General features: G+C 67.4%; 15 protein-coding genes and 1 pseudogene. 13 read left to right on the top strand and 3 right to left on the bottom strand.

The genetic code is table 11. The annotated features are described in order from the left end of the window. The 7 genes and pseudogenes from ACIQGQ_RS32000 to ACIQGQ_RS31970 form a co-directional block, all read left to right on the top strand. Window positions 1–1,653, top strand: a pseudogene (locus tag ACIQGQ_RS32000) (hypothetical protein); the annotation flags it as partial. Further along, entirely contained in the window at window positions 1,650–2,633 is a 984-nt protein-coding gene (locus ACIQGQ_RS31995) for a hypothetical protein (RefSeq protein ID WP_402402507.1), read from the top strand. The pseudogene ACIQGQ_RS32000 and the gene ACIQGQ_RS31995, both read left to right, overlap by 4 nt. A gap of 173 nt (window positions 2,634–2,806) precedes the next feature. After that, a complete protein-coding gene (locus ACIQGQ_RS31990; RefSeq protein ID WP_402402504.1) occupies window positions 2,807–3,175 on the top strand; it encodes a toxin-antitoxin system YwqK family antitoxin in 369 nt (122 codons plus the stop codon). A gap of 79 nt (window positions 3,176–3,254) precedes the next feature. Next, window positions 3,255–3,620, top strand: coding sequence for a toxin-antitoxin system YwqK family antitoxin (locus tag ACIQGQ_RS31985; protein WP_402402501.1), 366 nt, complete (start codon window positions 3,255–3,257; stop codon window positions 3,618–3,620). Between the two features lie 77 nt (window positions 3,621–3,697). Beyond that, entirely contained in the window at window positions 3,698–4,294 is a 597-nt protein-coding gene (locus ACIQGQ_RS31980) for an SUKH-3 domain-containing protein (RefSeq protein WP_402402498.1), read from the top strand. Further along, on the top strand, window positions 4,260–4,736 hold the full coding sequence (locus tag ACIQGQ_RS31975; protein WP_402402495.1) for an SUKH-3 domain-containing protein: 477 nt from the start codon (window positions 4,260–4,262) through the stop codon (window positions 4,734–4,736). Before ACIQGQ_RS31980 ends, ACIQGQ_RS31975 begins: the two co-directional genes overlap by 35 nt. Before the next feature lie 51 nt (window positions 4,737–4,787). Then, window positions 4,788–5,171, top strand: a complete 384-nt coding sequence (locus ACIQGQ_RS31970; protein ID WP_402402492.1) for a hypothetical protein — start codon at window positions 4,788–4,790, stop codon at window positions 5,169–5,171. A 22-nt stretch (window positions 5,172–5,193) separates the two neighbouring features. On the opposite strand, the gene ACIQGQ_RS31965 is transcribed toward ACIQGQ_RS31970, so the two are convergent. After that, window positions 5,194–5,841 (bottom strand): hypothetical protein, encoded by a 648-nt coding sequence (locus ACIQGQ_RS31965; RefSeq protein WP_402402489.1) that lies wholly within the window; start codon window positions 5,839–5,841, stop codon window positions 5,194–5,196. Between the two features lie 111 nt (window positions 5,842–5,952). Between ACIQGQ_RS31965 and ACIQGQ_RS31960 the strand changes: the two genes are divergently transcribed. Continuing rightward, window positions 5,953–6,327 carry a hypothetical protein gene (locus tag ACIQGQ_RS31960; RefSeq protein WP_402402487.1) on the top strand — a complete coding sequence of 125 codons (375 nt, stop codon included), beginning with the start codon at window positions 5,953–5,955 and terminating at the stop codon, window positions 6,325–6,327. Window positions 6,328–6,343: 16 nt separating this feature from the next. Here ACIQGQ_RS31960 and ACIQGQ_RS31955 read toward each other — a convergent pair whose 3' ends face one another. Next, window positions 6,344–8,293 carry a serine/threonine-protein kinase gene (locus ACIQGQ_RS31955; protein ID WP_402402484.1) on the bottom strand — a complete coding sequence of 650 codons (1,950 nt, stop codon included), beginning with the start codon at window positions 8,291–8,293 and terminating at the stop codon, window positions 6,344–6,346. A gap of 701 nt (window positions 8,294–8,994) precedes the next feature. Here ACIQGQ_RS31955 and ACIQGQ_RS31950 point away from each other — a divergent pair. Together ACIQGQ_RS31950 and ACIQGQ_RS31945 are read left to right on the top strand one after the other, a co-directional pair. Further along, complete coding sequence (locus ACIQGQ_RS31950) at window positions 8,995–12,885, top strand: hypothetical protein (protein WP_402402481.1); 3,891 nt, start codon at window positions 8,995–8,997, stop codon at window positions 12,883–12,885. 8 nt (window positions 12,886–12,893) lie between these two features. Then, a complete protein-coding gene (locus ACIQGQ_RS31945; protein WP_402402479.1) occupies window positions 12,894–13,574 on the top strand; it encodes a hypothetical protein in 681 nt (226 codons plus the stop codon). 86 nt (window positions 13,575–13,660) lie between these two features. Here ACIQGQ_RS31945 and ACIQGQ_RS31940 read toward each other — a convergent pair whose 3' ends face one another. Next, window positions 13,661–14,152: a cupin domain-containing protein gene (locus ACIQGQ_RS31940; protein ID WP_402402476.1), complete on the bottom strand. Its 492-nt coding sequence runs from the start codon at window positions 14,150–14,152 to the stop codon at window positions 13,661–13,663. 227 nt (window positions 14,153–14,379) lie between these two features. Between ACIQGQ_RS31940 and ACIQGQ_RS31935 the strand changes: the two genes are divergently transcribed. From ACIQGQ_RS31935 to ACIQGQ_RS31925, 3 genes are all read left to right on the top strand, one after another. Continuing rightward, entirely contained in the window at window positions 14,380–16,662 is a 2,283-nt protein-coding gene (locus tag ACIQGQ_RS31935; protein ID WP_402402523.1) for an N-acetylmuramoyl-L-alanine amidase, read from the top strand. A 116-nt stretch (window positions 16,663–16,778) separates the two neighbouring features. Continuing rightward, the gene (locus ACIQGQ_RS31930) at window positions 16,779–17,774 is read left to right on the top strand and encodes an aldo/keto reductase (RefSeq protein WP_402402473.1); all 996 of its coding nucleotides are present in this window, start codon (window positions 16,779–16,781) and stop codon (window positions 17,772–17,774) included. Between the two features lie 167 nt (window positions 17,775–17,941). Beyond that, window positions 17,942–18,307, top strand: coding sequence for a hypothetical protein (locus ACIQGQ_RS31925; RefSeq protein ID WP_402402470.1), 366 nt, complete (start codon window positions 17,942–17,944; stop codon window positions 18,305–18,307). Window positions 18,308–18,319: the final 12 nt, after the last annotated feature.

Here is an 18,319-nt window from a genome sequence, read left to right as displayed (position 1 = left end):
ATCGCCAAGGGCGCCGGCACCGGACTCTCCAAGATCGGCGACATCACCAAGGGCCTCAAGGGCATCTCCAACATCGAGATCCCCAAACTCCCGGACAACGCGGTCACCCTGCCCAATGGCTCGACCATGCTGCCGGACGGCACCTTCCACCTCCCCGACGGGGCGAAGATCCCCGACGGGGGTGTCGAACTCCCCGGCGGGAACGTCAAGTTCCCCGACGACGTCCCCGTCATCCCGGAGAACACCACCAAGCTCCCGAGCGCTCCGGACAATCCCGGCCAGTACTTCGACAACGACGGGAACCTCCTCGACAAGGACGGCAAGATCGTCCAGCACGCAGGCGACGCCCCCAAGGAGGCGTCGCCCACCATCCCGCACACGGACGGCAACGGCCCGACCACTCCGCACACCGACTCGACCACCCCGCACCCCGACGGTCCGGCCAAGGAACCGGCCCTGGTCGGTGTCGGGGCGAACACGGCGGACAACGTCGCCCACGCCGGCGCCCACACGGGCGACAACGTCGTCCATCTCGGCAGCGACATCAGCGACCCCGTCCACCTCGGCGACAACCTCCCCGGCAACCATCTCGGCGACAACCTCCCGGGCAGCCATGTCGGCGACAACCTGCCCACGGGCCACCTCGGCGACAACCTTCCGGGCGGGCACGCGGGCGACAACCTCCCCGGCGGCCACGCCGACGACCTCGGCCACGGCCCCAACGCCAGCCACGAACCGCCCGGCAGCCACGGCGACGGCCCTGGTGGCAGCCACGGAGACGGTCCCGGCAGTCACGGGGACGGCCCCGGCAGCCATGGCGACGGCCCTGGCAGCCACGGAGACGGTCCCGGCGGTCATGGGGACGGCCCCGGCAGTCACGGCGACGGCCCTGGTGGCAGCCACGGAGACGGTCCTGGCGGCGACGGCCCCGGCGGCCACGGCGACGGTCCCGGCGGAGGTGACGGCCCCGGCGAGCCCGGCAACTGGGACAGGCCGTCCCACGAGTCCGGCCCCATGGAGCTCGGCGGCAAGACCGAACAGCTCATCCGGGACCAGATGCGCGGCTCGAAGGTCAAACCCGGTGACCTGGACAAGGCCTTGGCCAACCTGGCCGACCATCCCTCGGGCCAGGAGATGGCGAACCTGATTGCCTCCGGCCGGTTCAAGGGGCTGACGAACTACGATCAGGTGGTGTCCAGCTTCACCCAGAAGAATGGGATGTCGGGCGGTATCGAACAGCTCCGGCTGGCCGAGCGCCTGCAGAACAGCGGGGTGACGGACATCAGCTTCGAGATCAAGAAGGATGTCGTCATCAAGCCGGACGTAACCACCGGTGCCAGGACGGACCTCGACGTCATGGCCAGGGACGCCGACGGCAAGGTCTACGGCTACCAGTTCAAGGAAGTCGCGAACCCGAAGAAGGTGACTTCCAAGATGTGGCAGAACATCGGGCAGCTCGCCGACTCGGGAGCGGACGTCAAGGTGTTCGTCGTCGACACCAAGGGCACCATGGCGGACATGCTCGCCCAGGGGGTCGAGAAGGACCTCACCAGAATCCACAACGAGAAGGGCGTGACCGTCGTGCTCCGCGTCGAGGACGGCACACTCATGTATCCGCCCGGTTCCAACTTCATGCCAGGAGGACGGCCTTGATCGCCACCACCCCCGTCGCCCGATGGTCCTGGGGCGATCCCGGGCATGAGACCGACCTGGTCCAGGAAGCCGCCCGCAGGTTCTCCACGGCACTCGGCGTCCTCGGCCGCCACCACCTGGGTACCCCCCACGGCGGAAAGGTGACCGTTCTGGTTCCGGAGCCGGGGCGCCAGGATTTCGTGCTCCGAGCGGATCTCCCGGCCGACGACGCCCTCGTACCGACGATCGTGCGGAGGATCGGCGACGGCGAGGTGGGCGGTGTGGAGCTGTCCGCGTCCTGTGACGGCCTCGTCGAGACGTCCGCCGGGGCCAAGGCGGTCGAAGGGCTGTTCCGGCTCGCGGTCGACGTGTCCGAGAGCTTCTTCCACGTGGAGCTGACGACGTTCTCCGACGCCTGGATGCCGTACGACCTCCGGGGGCGCGAGCAGGACGACGTCTTCACGCGCAACCAGCCGCGCCTGGCCGCGGCCCTGGCGGACCTCTCCGAGGCCCTCGGCCTGGAGACCGACCCCGAGGACCCGACCTGGTTCGGGATCCCCACCGAAACGGGCGTCGAGAACCACTTCGAGGACGACGACGGGTCGCCGTCCGACGTGTGGGGCCGGTTCGAGATCCCCTACCGCAACGGGATCTTCAGCCAGACCCCGCAGTTCACGGCCTCCTACCGGCGCGAGGCCACCGGCCCCGTCCAGTACCTTCCGGTGCTCGGCGGGCAGGGCCTCCTCGGATACCTCTGGGCCTCGGACGCCGAGAACGCGGCCAGTTTTGAGCCGCGGGACGCCGCCGACATGGACGGCTACCGGGCCGGCCTGATCTGGCTGGACCGCCTGCAGGCCGCGTACGACCGCGGGCTGTCCCCCTCGGCCGCACTGGCGGAGCTGGCCGGCGCCCCGTCGGATCCCGTGGCCGGGCAAGCCGCAGGAGCCGCCCCCGCCGACGCGGGCGACTTCGCGACGCTGCGGGAGCTGGCCGGGAACTGACCCGGGGCGCCCGGAAGGGACACGAGGCACGGGCCGAGGATCGTCGTCCAGGTACGGGCCACGGAGCGCCAGGAGCGCGCCCCGTGGCCCGTACCGACCGCGGTGCACGTCAACGGTGCACCCGGCCCGCTCACCCTCAAGGACCCGCCCGGGCCCGAGGACCGGAGGCTGTCATGGCACTTTCCCGCGTCGACATCGACGACCCGGAATGCGAGATGGACGAGGGCGAGGTCGTCTCCTACCAGGGGCGGAGATTCACCGGCGAGCTCATCGAGTACCAGCGCGGCACGCTCGTCAGCCTCGTCACCTACAAGGACGGGATCGAGGACGGACCGTCCAAGGAGTGGTACGCGGACGGGACACCGAGGTCCGAGGGAACGCTGCGGGCCGGTTTCCCCGTCGGCGAGGCCAAGGACTGGCACCCCAACGGGAGACTCGCCTCGCGGGTACTCATGAGCGCGAACGGACTCCGGCAGCTGGAGATCACCGAGTGGGACGAGAACGGGAACCCGACAAAGAAGTGGCACGCCGACCAGGGGTGACCCCGCCCGGTTCCGACTCCGCACCAGGAGGACGCCGGATCCGGTCGCAGGCCGAAGGGGAACCGGGCCGGGGAGCCGCATGAGACGCATCGACATCGACGCCCCCGAAGTCGACATGAACCAGGGCCAGCGCCTGCTGCACCGCGGAGAGCCCTTCACCGGCGAGGTGGAGGAGCGCCTGGGCGGCGCTCCGGTCAGCCTGGACTCCTACGTGGCGGGAGTGCGGCACGGCCCGAGCCGTGAGTGGTACGAGGATGGCACCCTCCGGTCCGAGGGGACGGCACACGGAGGACGCGCGGTCGGCGTGTCCAGGGAACGGCATCCGAACGGTGTGCTCGCTGCCGAGAGGGAGTTCCCCGAGACCGGTGGCCCCATGCTCGCCGACCGCCAGTGGGACGAGGAGGGGCGGCCCACGAAGAACTGGCAAGCAGGCACGGGGCGGTAGCTTCCACGGCGAAGGGGTCGAACACCAGTGGATACACTCGTCGGCCTTCACCCTTCGGGACCCCGAGGAGACCGGCGTTGAATCATGACCGGCTGACGCCCGAGGTGTGTGCCTGGCTGACCACATGCCAGTGGTCAGCCGACCGCGACATCGGTGCCCGCACCGAGGAATGGGTTCGGATCCGGGTGCTGGACGCCGAGGAGCACGGGATCGTCCTGACTCCCCCGCCGGAAGCGGTTCGCATCATGCGCCACTACGGTGAACTGCGCATCGCCCACCCCACCGACCCGGAATCGGCGTGGATCATGGACCCCACGTTCGGGTACCGGGGCGACGCCACGGCCATCGCGGAGCTGGCCGCCGAGCTCGGCACAGAGCTCTTTCCCATCGGCTACGAAGCCCTGGAGTACGGAATCCTGTTGGCCGACAGATCCGGACGCGTCTTCCAACTCCACCACACCGGGGGCTACTACATGGGCGCGAGCATGGCGGACGCGCTCGCCCGCTTCCTGGACAGGACCGCTCCCCTGGACGCGGAGGACTCCTTCGTCCGCGTCCCGGACCCGGGTGCGACTGACCGGTCCGACACGGCTGGTTCCCCCGTACCGGACACCGGCGAAGCGACAACGGAGACAACGGATGCGTTCCGATCAACTGACACCCGACATACGTGAGTGGCTCGTCGCCCATGGCTGGGCACCCGGTCGTGACCTCGGGGCGCGGGCCGAGGAGCTCGTTCAGGTGCGGGTGCGGGACTCGGCGCGGCAGGAATGTCCTCTGCGGCCGGTACCGGCCGCGGTGCACGTGATCCGTTCATTCGGGCTGCTCACCCTCAAGCACCCTACGGTGCAGCGCTGTTCCTGGGTCATGGACCCGACCGTTGGATATGATGGCGACGCACGGCTGATCCGGGAGCTTTCGTCCGGACTGGGCACGGAGCTATTCCCCGTCGGATACGAATCATCCGAGTACGGAATTCTCCTGGTGGATGAAGGGGAACGGTTCTTCCATCTCCATCATACCGGCGGTTATTTTCTGGGCGGAAACACCCTGGACGCGTTCTCCCGATTCCTGACGGGCCTACCCGACCCCGACGCGGAGGACTTCTTTGTCTGAGCAATTCCCTGCCACGGAACTCCGCTGCTCGGGCGGCGCCCTGGCGGAGACATGATGATCGTCGACTTCTTCCAGGAACTCTGGCCCCCTTCTTTCGGAACCCCGAGGGGAAGCATTCATGATTTCCTCGCGCCGGAACCCTACGAGGACGCCGAGCGGATCGCACAATACCTCCGGCGCGGGCACGAGATATTCAGCGTCATGGGAACCTCCGAGGACGTGCTCGGCTCCGGACACACCGTACTCGGGGGCGACTCCATCCTCTCCGACGGGAAATGGATCTGGCGTGGCGACCTCTGGTTCTACGTCCGGACACATCATGTGGAACTTCCCGCGGAGTTCCTCGCCCACGTCAGGGAGAACAACCATCTGGTGCCGCCCGAGGACGCGCCCCGGGTCATCCGGATCGCCCGGTACGTCGATGCCCGCATCTGATGGGCCGGCGCGGCGGAGCCTGTCAGCCCTTGACCCCCACGACTCCCCATCCCCGCGCCGCCGCCTCGGTGAGGACGCGGGCCCACTCCGTCAGCAGGTGGACGAAGCCGTGGTCGAAGTCGGCGGGCCGGCCGTCGGAGGACACGGCCGCGGTGTGCTTCGCGAACGGTTCGCGCAGGCCGTCGAGGAGCGGGTGTACGCGTTCCCAGGTGGCGGCCAGTTCGCGGACGCCCTCCGGTGAGCGGGCGAGCAGCAGGCTGGTCCCGCACGGTGGCGTGTCGCCGGATGCGGCGGCCGTCGCGGCGAAGAACTCCAGGTCCGTCCGGCCCGATTCGCCGTCCGGGCCGTCCCAGATCAGGCCGAGCAGGAAGTCGTCCAGTTCGGCGCGGAGCGACGGGTCGGCGTGGTCGCGTACGTGGTCCCAGTGGTGCGTCGCCCAGAAGTGCGGCTTGTACGACCCGAGCGTGTACAGGAACTCGTAGACGGCGAAACGGTCGCTGTCCGGCCCCTTCGGCCGCGCCCAGTCGCCCCGTACCGTGGGTGCCTCGTAGTCCCACAGCCCCGTCTCGTCGGCGTCCCAGGCGCACCAGAGCCTCGACAGCCGTTCATGCGCGGGCACTTCGCCCAGCCATGACCAGTCGACGACCATCACCGTGATGTCTAAACCCATACGGCGAGGCTACCGATCACCGCCGGGCGCCGCAGCGAGAGCGGCGACGAGACGGGTCCGCGGTGCCACGTGACGCGGGTGGCCCCGTCCTGGATGTGGGAGTGTGCGGGCATGGTCGAATCGTGGGTTCTCGCCGGCGGTGCCGCCGTGGTCTCCGCCGGGAACGTGACGGAGCTGCTCCGGGCGCGGATCACCGGCGGCGCGCTGGAATCGGTGCTGGAGAGCGCGTCCGGGCGGACCCTGTTCGTCGTGAGCAACACCGGGCGGGCCATGGTGATGCTGCTCGAACATCCCGGCGACCCGGGCGAGCATGCCACGGACCCCGGTGCGGAGGGGTGGAGCGACGGCTACGTACTCGCCAACGGGCAGGAGGACGAGTACCCCGACGCCGACACCGTGCCGCTCGCCGAGGGACTGCGTATCGTCCGCCACCTCCTCGCCACGGGGCGGCCGCCGTCCGACGCGTCGTGGACGGTCGACCGCTGAGGGCCGGGCCGGTACGTCAGGCGGACGTGCACTCCGTCATCTCCGGTTTGTTCGGCGGGTCCGGCCGGTCCAGCAGCGGGCCGAGGTACTTGTTGAACAGCCGCTGCCACTCCCCGTTGTCCATGATCTTCCGCAGCGAGGCGCACACCTCGCTCTTCAGCCCCTTCTCGTCCGGTTTCATCGCGACGCCGTACCCCTCCGCACCCGGCCCGCTGTCCAGCCGCTTCAGCCTGCCGGGGTTGCGCTTGACGAATCCGGCGAGGATGACGTCGTCCGTGCTCACCGCGTACACCGACGACCGCGGGTCCAGCAGGTCGCGGACGCACCGGTCGTAGCCGTTCGGCAGTGAACCCGTCATGTGGTAACCGGCCGTGGGCAGCCATGACTCGTACGTCGAGCTGCGCGCCGTGCAGACCTCGTACTGCTTCTCCTTGAGCATCCGGGAGTCGTCGATCGCTCCCCTCTTCGCCTTCTTGAGGACCATGAAGCCCCGGCTCGCCACGTAGTACGGCCCGGCGAACGCGACGCTGTAGTCGGGGGCCTTCGCGTGCTTGCGCTCCTCGGTGATGCTGTAGGTGGCGATGACCAGGTCCACGTCGCCCTTCTGCAGCATCGTGCTCCGGTTCTCGGTGCTCACGGTCTGGAACGTCACCTGGGAGCGCTCGTAGCCCATCTCCTTGGCGATCGCGTAGGCGAGATCGATCTCGTACCCCTGGTACGTGCCGTTCTTCTGCTCGCTCAGCCCGGGCTGATCGGCCTTGACACCCACGTTCAGCCTGTCGTGCGTCTTGATGTACGGCTCCGACCGGGCACCCCGGGCCGGCGGTTTGCCCGCTTCCGCCTCGCCGGTTCCCCGCATCCGCTCCACGGTGTACCAGCCCGCGCCGAGCAGCAGGGCACCGCAGACGACGCCCACCGTGAGCTTCCGCCACGACGGGACCGGCTTCTTCGGCCGGGGCGGGGACAGGGGCCGGGGCGGTACGGGGTGACGGGGGTCCTCGGAGCCGGACTCCTCCGCTTTCTGCTTCCGCCGCTCTTCCCGCTCCTGGTTCTTGCGTGTTTCCCGGACCACCGGCTCGCCGTCCGGCCCCGGTACCGGCCCCGGCCCCGGCGTCTGAACCGGCACCGGGGCCGTCCTGCGGAGGATGTCGCGGAGGAGGTTCTCCGCGCCCTCGGCGCTCAGGCGACGGGTCGGGTCCTTGTCCATGAGCTGGCCGACGACGCCGGCCAGTTCCTCTCCGTACTCCATCGGCAGCGGGGCGGACCGGCAGGCGGCGACCAGGACTTCGTACTCGTTCGGCCGGTCGAAGGGGTGCCTTCCCTCGACCATCTCGTACAGCGTGACGCCCAGCGACCACAGGTCGGAGGCGGCCGTCGCGGGGTACTCCTGGGAGGTCTGGCTGAGGATTTCGGGCGCCAGGTACTTGAAGGTGCCGATCAGCTCACCGGCCTTGGTGAGCGGGGCGGCTCCGTCGAATGTCGCGATCCCGAAGTCGACGAGGATCGCGAAGTCCTCCTTGGCGAAGAGGATGTTCGCCGGTTTGACGTCCCGGTGCACCACCTTGGCCTCGTGCACCGCGCGCAGCCCGCTGAGCACCTGGAGGCCGATCGCCGCCGTTCGCCGTACCGAGAGCCGCCGTTCCTCGCGCATCAGGTCCGCGAGCGACCGCGCGTCGAGCAGGTCCATGATGATCCAGACCTGGTTGCCGGACTCGACCCGGTCGTGCACCGCCACCACGTTGGGGTGCCGGATCTTGGCGATGGCCGCGGCCTCGCGCCGGGCCCGCTGCATCATCTGCTCCTGCGTGACCGCCCCGGCGGCGTCCCGGCTAAGCAGGCCCTTCACCGCGACATGCCGGTCCAGGCGGGTGTCCAGCGCTTCCCAGACCTCGCCCATGCCGCCGCGCCCGAGGCTGTGCAGGAGCTCGTAGCGGCCGTCGATCACGATGTGCGGCACGGGGGCCACGGGCCGGTTTCCCGGCTCCGGGGTTTCCGGATCTCCATGCGTCCTCGGCCGTGGCTGGGACGACTCGGCCGGATCGCCCGGGGGAGAGTCGCCCGACCAGCCGTTGTGGGCGCCGCGGGGCAGGCCGTCGCCGTCCCCGTGGCCCGAATCACGACCGGACGTACCCTCGCTGTGCATGCGACCCCCTGTGGACTACATGGATGAAACAGATTAGACGCTTAGTCATATGCACAGCGTGTAGCGTCACTTACTCACTTTTCATGTCGAGGTACCACCGGTCGCGGCCGCTCCGCTCTCCGGTCCGTCGGCCGTCCGGCCGCGCACTCCGTCACCGCTGCCCCGCAGCCCTCTCCTTACGCGTTCCCGGCGTCACTGACCGCAAGGGCAGGGGGCGTTGCCCTTTCGCTTGGCCCGTTCTTCTACGTGGCCGGTGGCGTCGCCACGCAGTCTGAGGTGGGCGAGTGGGTGAGTGAGCGGCATTCCGGAGGCCGGGAGGGCTGATGAGGGCGGTTCCGGGAAAGGACTCCTCCTCGGTGTCCACGTCCGGTTCCGGGTCGGGGTCCGGTCGGGGTGGTGGTGCCCCCCAGCAGAAAAGTGTGGCGCCCGGCCTCGGAGTGTCGCGTTCTCCCGCGCCCGGGGCCGCCGGAGGACCGGGCCTGCAGCGTCTGCACCACCTCCAACGGGCCGCGGGGAACCGTGCGGTGTCCCGTCTGGTCGCCCAGCGCTACACCCCACCCGTCAAGCCCTCACCCGCCCAGGCCCCCGGGTTCCGGAAGGTGAAGGCCGACATCGCGGCGAAGAAGACCCGCCTGACCGTCCACGCCCCCGCCGCCACCGAGTCGAAGTCCGCCCAGGACGCCGCGGTCGCGCCCCCGGACGACAGGGAAGCCCAGGGCAAGGCCGCCAACGCGGAGAAGATGAACGCCGCGAAACCCGGCGAGTTCAACAAACAAGCCTTCATCGACGCCGTGAACAAGGCCATCGACGCCCAGGCCCCCAAGAACCTCGACCAGGCCGACAAGTTCTCCAAGTCAGGCAAGGCCGACCAGATCAAGAACGAGGTCGACGGCAAGGTCACCGACGGAAAGACCGCCTCCGCCAAGGACATCGACACCACCACCAAAGCCCCGCCCGACACCACGGCGGCCAAGGACAAACCCGTCACCCCGATGTCCCCCGACCAGCCCCCGCCCAACCCCGGCGCACCCCCCGCCGCCGACGCCGTCCCCGACAAACAGCCCCCCGCGGTCACCGACTTCTCCCAGGGCCCCGCCGCCAACGACCAGGCCATGGCCGACGCCGAGGTCACCGAGGACCAGCTCGCCAAGGGCAACGAACCCGAATTCGACCAGGCCCTGTCCGCGAAGAAGACCGCCGAGACCGACTCCGCCAAAGCCCCCGCCAAAGGCAGGGCGGCCGAGAACCAGCAGCTCACCACGGCCAAGGCCGGTGCCGCCGCCTCCGGCGCCCAGGCCCTCAGCACCCTCACCGCCACCCGCGCCTCGGCCGGGAAACACGTCGACGGCGGCAAGAACGAAACCAAGACCCGGGACGAGAAACGGCGGGCCGAGGCCACCGCGAAACTCCAGAAGGTCTACGACACCACCAAGAAGGACGTCGAGACCACCCTCACCGACCTCGACAAAAAGGTCGACACCGCCTTCACCACCGGTGAGAAAGCCGCCCGGGACGCGTTCACCGCCGACCACAAACGCCGCATGAAGGCCTACAAGGACAAACGCTACTCAGGCATGTTCGGCGGCGCGAAATGGGCCAAGGACAAACTCATGGGCATGCCGAAGGAGGCCGACAACCTCTTCCAGGAAGCCCGCAAGCTCTACGTGGCGAAGATGCAGACCGTCATCTCGTCCGTCGCCGACATCATCGGCACCGAACTCGGCCGCGCGAAGACCCGCATCGCCAAGGGGCGGGCCGAACTCAAGGCGGAGGTCGACAAACTCCCCGCCGACCTCCGCGGGTTCGGTCAGGACGCCGCGAAGGACTTCGCCGGGAAATTCGACGACCTCGAATCCACCGTCAACGAAAAGTCCGAACAGCTCGTCCAAGACCTCGCCCAGAAATACACCGCCGCACTCAACAAGGTCGACGAGGAGATCAAGAAACTCCAGGAAGCCAACAAAGGCCTGGTCGACAAGGCGAAGGACGCGATCGTCGGCGTCATCAAGACGATCAACGAACTCAAGAACCTCCTCCTCAACATCCTCGCCAGGGCCGCCGCCGCGATCATGAAGATCATCAAGGACCCCATCGGGTTCCTCGGCAACCTCGTCAAGGCCGTCGGCGCCGGACTCCACCTCTTCATCACCAACATCGCCGACCACCTCAAAACAGGCCTCGTCTCCTGGCTGCTCGGCACCGCCGTCAAAGCCGGACTCGAACTCCCCCAACGCTTCGACCTCAAGGGCATCATCCAGCTCATCGGCGCCCTCCTCGGCCTCACCTGGGCCAACATCCGCACCCGCATCACCCGAAAGGGCATCCCCGAACAAGCCCTCACCACCATCGAGACCTCCGTCCCCGTCGCGAAGAAACTCGCCACCGAAGGCCCCGCCGGCGCCGTCAACGAAATCACCCAAGAAGCAGGCGACCTCAAAGCCACCATCCTCGAAAAACTCACTACCTACCTCATCCCCACCGTCCTCATCGCCGGCATCACCTGGATCATCTCCCTCCTCAACCCCGCCTCCGCCTTCGTCCGCGCCGTCAAAGGCATCATCGACATCGTCACGTTCATCGTGAACCAGGGCGCCCAAATAGTCGACTTCGTCAACGCCGTCCTCGACGCCGTCACCGCCATCGCCAACGGCGGCGCAGCCGGCGTCCCGAAAATGGTCGAAACCGCCCTCGCCACCAGCATCCCGTTGTTGATCGGCTTCCTCGCCTCACTCCTTGGCATCAGCGGCCTCGCCAACAAAGTCAAATCCGTCTTCCATACCGTCGCCAAACCCGTCAACCGCGCCATCGACAAAATCATCAACCTCATCACCAAAGCCGGAAAGAAACTCTGGAACAAACTCAAGCCAAAGAAATCCGAAAAGAATAAAAATCCAGCCAGGGAAGGAAAGGCCGACAAGGAGGACTCAAGAAACCCCAACCAGAAGAGCGCAGCCGTCCATGCCGCCATCCAGGACGTGGAAAAACTCATGCGCTCAAACGAAATATCAAAGGGCGGGATAGAGAAGGAGCTTCCACGAATAAAGAGGAAGAGAGGACTGAAGGAACTCCGCCTTATCAATTCACCGGACGGATCCTATCGTGCCCACGCAAAAATAAATCCGGAAGAAGACAGTCGACCGCATTCCGATGTTGGCCTGGTCGGTGAAAACTTTGAGAAGCATGCAGAAATTCTGATAGGAAAAGTTCACGCAGACTGGTGGGATAAACAACTGGGCCACCCCGAGGCCACCGAAGGAAAGCTCTGGGAGAACCAGAACATCCTCTTGCCGACCCGAATCCTGGCACAGAATTACATAAAGAAAAAGGAGGTTCACAAGAAAATTGCACACGATTACTACTCCGACGGGCGAAGCGATCCCAAGCTGGATCACTTCTATAACCGAGTCCTCGGGAATTCTGAATGTTACGCCCGGAAGGATGTGGTTGACCTACTTGGCAGAGGGGCTCTCAATACCTTAAGAAAGGTCGGACTCACGCGCGCAAGAAAGCCCGGAGATGAGGAGATCCGAAAGGAACTCCGAAGGATGCGCTTCCTGCCGGAAGAAGGTATCTACGGGCGCTTCCTCCCCTTCCCCAAAGGGACCAAGGCTCCGGATCCGAACCTGGAGAAGGCCATCAACGAGGTTCAGGCCTCTCCACGGGAAAAGATCATTGAATTCCTTCGGATAATAATGGAAGGAGGGTCGATCCAAGGGATCGATTGGCCAAAGTTCAAAGAACTGTGGGACACTCACAGCAATTCCAAGGCATACGTGAAGTCAAAGTTCCGTGAAGCAGATGGAGGCAAACACGAATGGATCACGACTGACTACATACCTAAAGTTTTGGAGTTCGCCGTTGACCACCGGAAAAAGAATCGCCTCAAAGAAGCACAGGACTGGCTCACATTGCACCACAAGCTTCGTTCATTCACCTCCGACGTTATCTACCGAATAGAGGTACCGGAAGGAACCGGTCTGGTCACGCGCGGCGTGATAGGTGCACATGTAGGTGCGTTCATCAAGACATCGGACAGAAAATTCACGTTCAACGAGGGTGACGGTCCGTGGCACGACGGACTTCGGAAGATGTTTGACGATTTCGTCAGCGCCAACCCTGCCGGAACGGCCATAGATTTCCTCGATAAACTTGCAGCGCAGCTGCCTGAATCCGGCACTTTACCCGAGATCAGTCGGCTCATATGGGACCCGAAAGCTCACCCCATCGCTGCCGACATGCGCAACGTAAAGGTGGACGCAATATATCGAATGATTAAGGTGACATCCGACGGTGCACGCACCGTGGATGAGCACTTGAACATCGAGCTCGGAGAACTGGAGGACCTCCAAAGGCTCAATTACGACCGCGTCAGAAAAGACTTCAAAGAAGCTCGCAAAAGTCTCACCGGGGAGTGAGTCCTTAAATGAGGTACCCAGTCGGACCAGCACTAGAAAAGGCACTTCGTCTGACAGCACTCAACAAGCGGCTTAAGGGAGATTCGAGCGAAACTGTCAGGGACTTGTTCGTTCGGTACAGCGACTCCCTGGTGGGGTTGCGAAATTTCCCGGACATTGAAGTTCTCATCCTGGCTGGATGCGACCCTGTCTCGTTCGATGAATTCTCGAACCTGAGCCTTCTGGCCTCACTCCGCGTCCACGACAGTGGATTGAGTGGAATCACAGGGGTAGAAAATTTTTCCGATCTGGACTTTCTGAGCATCCAGCGAAATACGGTCCAAGATCTGAGACCTCTCCTCGGGAATCGGATCGCCAGAATCGAGATCGAAGGGAACCCACTCTCAGAGCATTCCTACTACGAGGTGATCCCAAAGCTCGTGGAGCAAGGGTCCGAGGTTTCCTACTCCGGAGAACGCGAATGGAGAATCACTCTCCGAATGCAGAGTGCCGGAATCCCGCTCGTCTGTTATTCATCCGAAGATCTGTATTATCTGTGTTGCCCCGGATTCAGCATGACCAAAACCCCTGATTACGATCACCCAGAGGTGAGGGTTGGCGAGGTTGAGGAAATCCTGGACCGGGACCCGAGAGACCTCATCAGACTTTTTGAGAAGCGCGGAGGAACTGGAATTCCGCCGGAAAGCTGAGGGCTGCCCGGTATCCCTGAATTCATTTCTCCCGCCAGTACCCCGGGACAGCACACTGCCGACTCGGGGTCCCGACGGAACAGTCCCTACGCGAACCGTTCGCCGCAGCGGCTGCAGAAGAGGGGTTCCGGGTCCTGGGAGAGGTGGCCGCAGGCGGGGCAGACGCGGTCGAGCATGCACGGGGGCTCGCCGGCCTCGTACGTGGGGGCGGCGGGCGTCGGGGCGGGCTTGATCATGAGGCCGGGGCGGCGGCGGTGGACGGTCAGGTAGGTGAGGCCGTCCGGGCCCGCGGCGAGCGCGCGGCGGGAGGTCTTCGGGAGCCAGAGCACCGTGGAGGGGGTCAGCTCCAGGGACGTGTCGCCCGCGTCCAGCCGGCCGTTGCCGTCGAGGGCGATCAGGAGGACGTCCAGCACGTCCTCCTGGTGCGTGCCGACCTCGCCGCCGGGCGGCAGGCGTACCAGGTTGGCGTCCAGCTCGCGGCCCTGTTCGGCCAGTTGCCAGACGGCCCCGCGCTGCTCGGGGGTCACGCTGTGGATCAGTTCGTCGAGTACGGCCAGGACGCTCGGCACGGAGTTCACGGCGGCCAGGCTACGCCCCGGCAGGGGGCCCGGAAGAGGCATCGCACACGCATGCGAAGCTTGGGGTCCGCTGTGCAGGGCGCGGGAGCACTCGTACCCCCCACCAGGTCATCCTCGACCAGTGCTCGCCGTCGACCGCAGCGGCTTGTCAGCGGATGAGAAGACGTCGAAGACGATCCTTGGGGTACGACTTGAGATCGAAGCACGGAGCAGCGCCGAAGAGACGGCTGCTGTCGAACCGAAGAGCCCGGGTCACGGCCGCCGTCGCGGCCTCGGCCGTCGCCGGTGTCCTGGTCTTCGAGGGGGTGACGGGCAACTCCTCCGTGGACACCGAGGCCACGTCCGCCCCGCCGAGGACCGACGTACGCAGCACCTCGCTGAAGCTCGGCGAGGGCGGCACGTCCGCGGCGCTCGGCAGGCGCGACACTGCGGCGTTCAGCATGCTGGGCATCACCTGGAGCGACCCGGCGGCCCGGGTGACCGGTGCCGTAGAGGTCCGGACCCGGTCCGCCGCCTCCGGGAACTGGACGGCCTGGACGCCGTTGGAGACCGACCGCGACGGGCGTACGGAGGCCGGCAGGTCCGGCACCCGGGGCAGCACCGAGCCGCTCTGGGTGGGCCCCTCCAACGGGGTCGAGGCACGGATCAACGCGGGCGGCAGGATCTCCACGAAGCTGCCCGCCGGGCTCCGGCTGGACACCGTGGACCCGGGCCGCGGCACCACCTTCGCCGCCGAGCCGGCTGCGTACGCCGCCGACCTCCCCGCCGAGGACCCGCCCGGCACCGACGCCACCGACCCCACCGGGCCCGCCGCCCCGGAGACCACCGACCCGGCCGCTCCGGACGAGGGCACCACGTCCGCCGAGCCGACGCCGCCCGTCCCGGAGTCCCCCGCGCCCACCACCGGGCAGTCCACCGCACCGGCCAGCCCGACCCCCTCGGCCCCGGCCGGCTCCTCCCCCGCCACGACGCTGCCGCCCGCGCCGTCGTCGAGCGTGCCGAAGCCGCCGATCACCTCGCGGGCCGGCTGGGGCGCCGACGAGTCGATGAGCCCGGAGGCGCCGGAGTACCTGGACGGCGTCAAGGCCGTCTTCGTCCACCACACCGCCGGGAACAGCACCTACACCTGCGCCGAGTCCCCGGCGATCGTGCGCAGCCTGTACGCGTACCACGTCAAGAGCGAGGGCTGGAAGGACATCGGCTACAACTTCCTCGTCGACAAGTGCGGCACCGTCTTCGAGGGCCGCAAGGGCGGCGTGGACCGGCCGGTGCTCGGCGCGCACACCTACGGCTTCAACCGTGAGTCGGCCGGTATCGCCGTGATCGGTACGTACACCGGCGCGACCGCGCCCGCCGCGGTGACCACGTCGGTGGCCCGGGTCGCCGCGTGGAAGCTCGGCCAGTACAAGGGCGACCCGGCGGGCACCACCACGCTCACCGCGGGCGCCTCCGGGAAGAACTACTTCGGCAAGGCGTTCACCGCCGGGGCGAAGTACCCCTTCAACCAGATCTCCGGGCACCGCGACGGCTTCAACACCCAGTGCCCCGGCACCGCGCTGTACGGGCAGCTGGGCACGGTCCGGGCGCTCGCCGCGGGCCCCGTCACCGGGCTGGCGATCAAGTCGGTGACCGGCGCCGGGCTCTCGGGCTCCACGTACTACACCAAGTCCGCGGTGACCGTCGGCTGGTCGGCGAGCACCCCGAACGTGTTCATCAGCAAGTACGAGCTGCTGGTCGACGGCGTGTCCGTCGCCACCACCGCGTCCACCGCCACATCGGCGGCCGCCGCCCTGGCGCTCGGCACGCACAAGGTCCAGGTCCGCGCCACGCACCAGTCGGGGAAGACCACCACCTCCGCGGCGGCCACCGTGGTCGCCGAGAAGACCGCGCCGACGTTCCCCACCAAGCCGAACCTGGCGCTGCGCACCGGCACCGTGAACACCACCGCCGTGCCGCTCACCCTGAAGTGGAAGGCCGCCGACACCGCCGTACTGAAGGAGGTCCGGCTCACCGCGCCGGTCGCCAAGACGTACGGTCCGGCGACCACCAGCGCCTCGCACACCGCGAAGTCGGGCGCCGCGACCACCTGGTCCATGAAGGCGTACGACCTGGCGGGCAACACCGCCACCGCGTCGGTCGCCGGTACGCCGGTCATCATGCAGGAGACCGCCGCCACGAAGACCGGCACGTGGACGACCAAGTCGTCCACCAGCTACCTGGGCGGCAAGTCGTACTCCAGCTCCGCGAAGAACGCCGGCCTGAGCTGGACGTTCACCGGACGCTCGGTCGCGCTGGTGGCCTCCCGGGCCAGCAGCTCGGGGCAGGTGTACGTGTACGTGGACGGGAAGAAGGTGTCCACGGTGGACCTGAAGTCCAGCACCACCAAGTACCGCGACGCGCTGTGGACGAAGAGCTGGTCGTCCAGTGCCAAGCACACCGTCAAGATCGTCGTCGTGGCGACCTCGGGCCGTCCGACGGTCACCGCCGACGGGATCGTCTACCTGAAGTAGTCGGCCGGGTCGGGCGTCGCGCCGCCCCCGGTGGTCCGGAGAGACGGGACCACCGGGGGCGGCGCGTACCCGATGCCCTTGCTTCGAGCGGACTCGAAGGCGTTGGGTTGTCGTCCATGGAGTACACACAGCTCGGACGCACCGGACTCAAGGTCAGCCGTCTCGTCCTCGGCACCATGAACTTCGGCCCGCAGACCAACGAGGCGGACAGCCACGCCCTCATGGACGCGGCGCTGGACACGGGTCTGAACTTCTTCGACACCGCGAATGTGTACGGCTGGGGCGAGAACAAGGGCCGCACCGAGGAGATCATCGGCACCTGGTTCGCCCAGGGCGGCCAGCGCCGCGACAAGGTGGTCCTGGCCACCAAGATGTACGGGAACATGGGCCCCGACGGCGAGGCCTGGCCCAACCACGACAAGCTCTCCGCCGTGAACATCCGGCGCTCGGTCGAGGCGTCGCTGAAGCGGCTCCAGACCGACTACATCGATCTGTACCAATTCCACCATGTCGACCGGAACACCCCGTTCGAGGAGATCTGGCAGGCGATCGACGTCCTGATCCAGCAGGGCAAGATCCTCTACGCGGGCTCGTCGAACTTCCCCGGCTACAAGATCGCCCAGGCCAATGAGCTGGCCGCCCGGCGGGGTTCGGTGGGCCTGGTCAGCGAACAGTGCGTCTACAACCTGTTCGAGCGCCGCGCCGAGATGGAGGTCATCCCGGCCGCGCAGGAGTACGGCCTCGGGGTCATCCCGTGGTCCCCGCTGCACGGCGGACTGCTGGGCGGGGTGCTCCGCAAGGAACGCGAGGGCACGGGCAGCCGCTCGGTCTCGGGCCGCAGCGCGGACACGCTCAAGGACGCGGCGCAGCGCGAGCGCGTCCAGGCGTACGAGGACCTGCTCGACAAGCACGGGCTGGAGCCGGGCGAGGTCGGTCTGGCCTGGCTGCTGACCCGTCCCGGGGTGACCGGGCCGATCGTCGGGCCGCGCAACCGGGAGCAGCTTGACTCGGCGCTGCGGGCGCTGGAGCTGGAGCTGTCGGCGGAGCTGCTGGCCTCGCTGGACGAGATCTTCCCGGGTCCGGGGCCCTCGCCGGAGGCCTTCGCCTGGTAGGACCCCGACGGGCGCCCGAGCGTACGGGAGGCCGTCGTCGTTCCGTTCTCCTCCGACAGCGGTACGACGACGGCCCGCCCGTACGCCCTCGCACGGGCGTGCGCCACAACCCTTCGGGGAGCTCGCCCGTCTGACGGGGCACAGGACTACGCATGGAGAGTGCCACCGTGAGACCCGTTCACATCCTTCTCGCCGCCGCCGCGCTGCTCGCGCTGACCGCCTGCTCGGCCGAGAAGGACGTCACGAAGCCCGCGCCGGAGGGGGTCGCCGCCGCCGAACGGGCCGCCGGTATCCCGTCCGCTCCGACCGGTGATGCCCGGGACGCGTACCTGGACGCGATCGCGGCCGTCGACCCGCAGCTCGTCGTGGACGAGGAGCGGGCGATCGACGCCGGGCGGAACCAGTGCTCCTCGATCGCCTCCCCGAAGGCCGACGCGCTGGCGGCCCAGCGGTTCGGAACCGATGCCCGGCCGCTCACGGACGCGCAGGGCAAGCGGCTGAACGCCGCGCTGCGCGAGACCCTCTGCCCCTGACCCGGCCGCGAA

Source organism: Streptomyces sp. NPDC092952, from assembly GCF_044754785.1.
Classification (GTDB): Bacteria; Actinomycetota; Actinomycetes; order Streptomycetales; family Streptomycetaceae; genus Streptomyces.
Note: the sequence above shows the minus strand (reverse complement) of the source record. Positions and strands in the feature narration are given on the sequence as shown.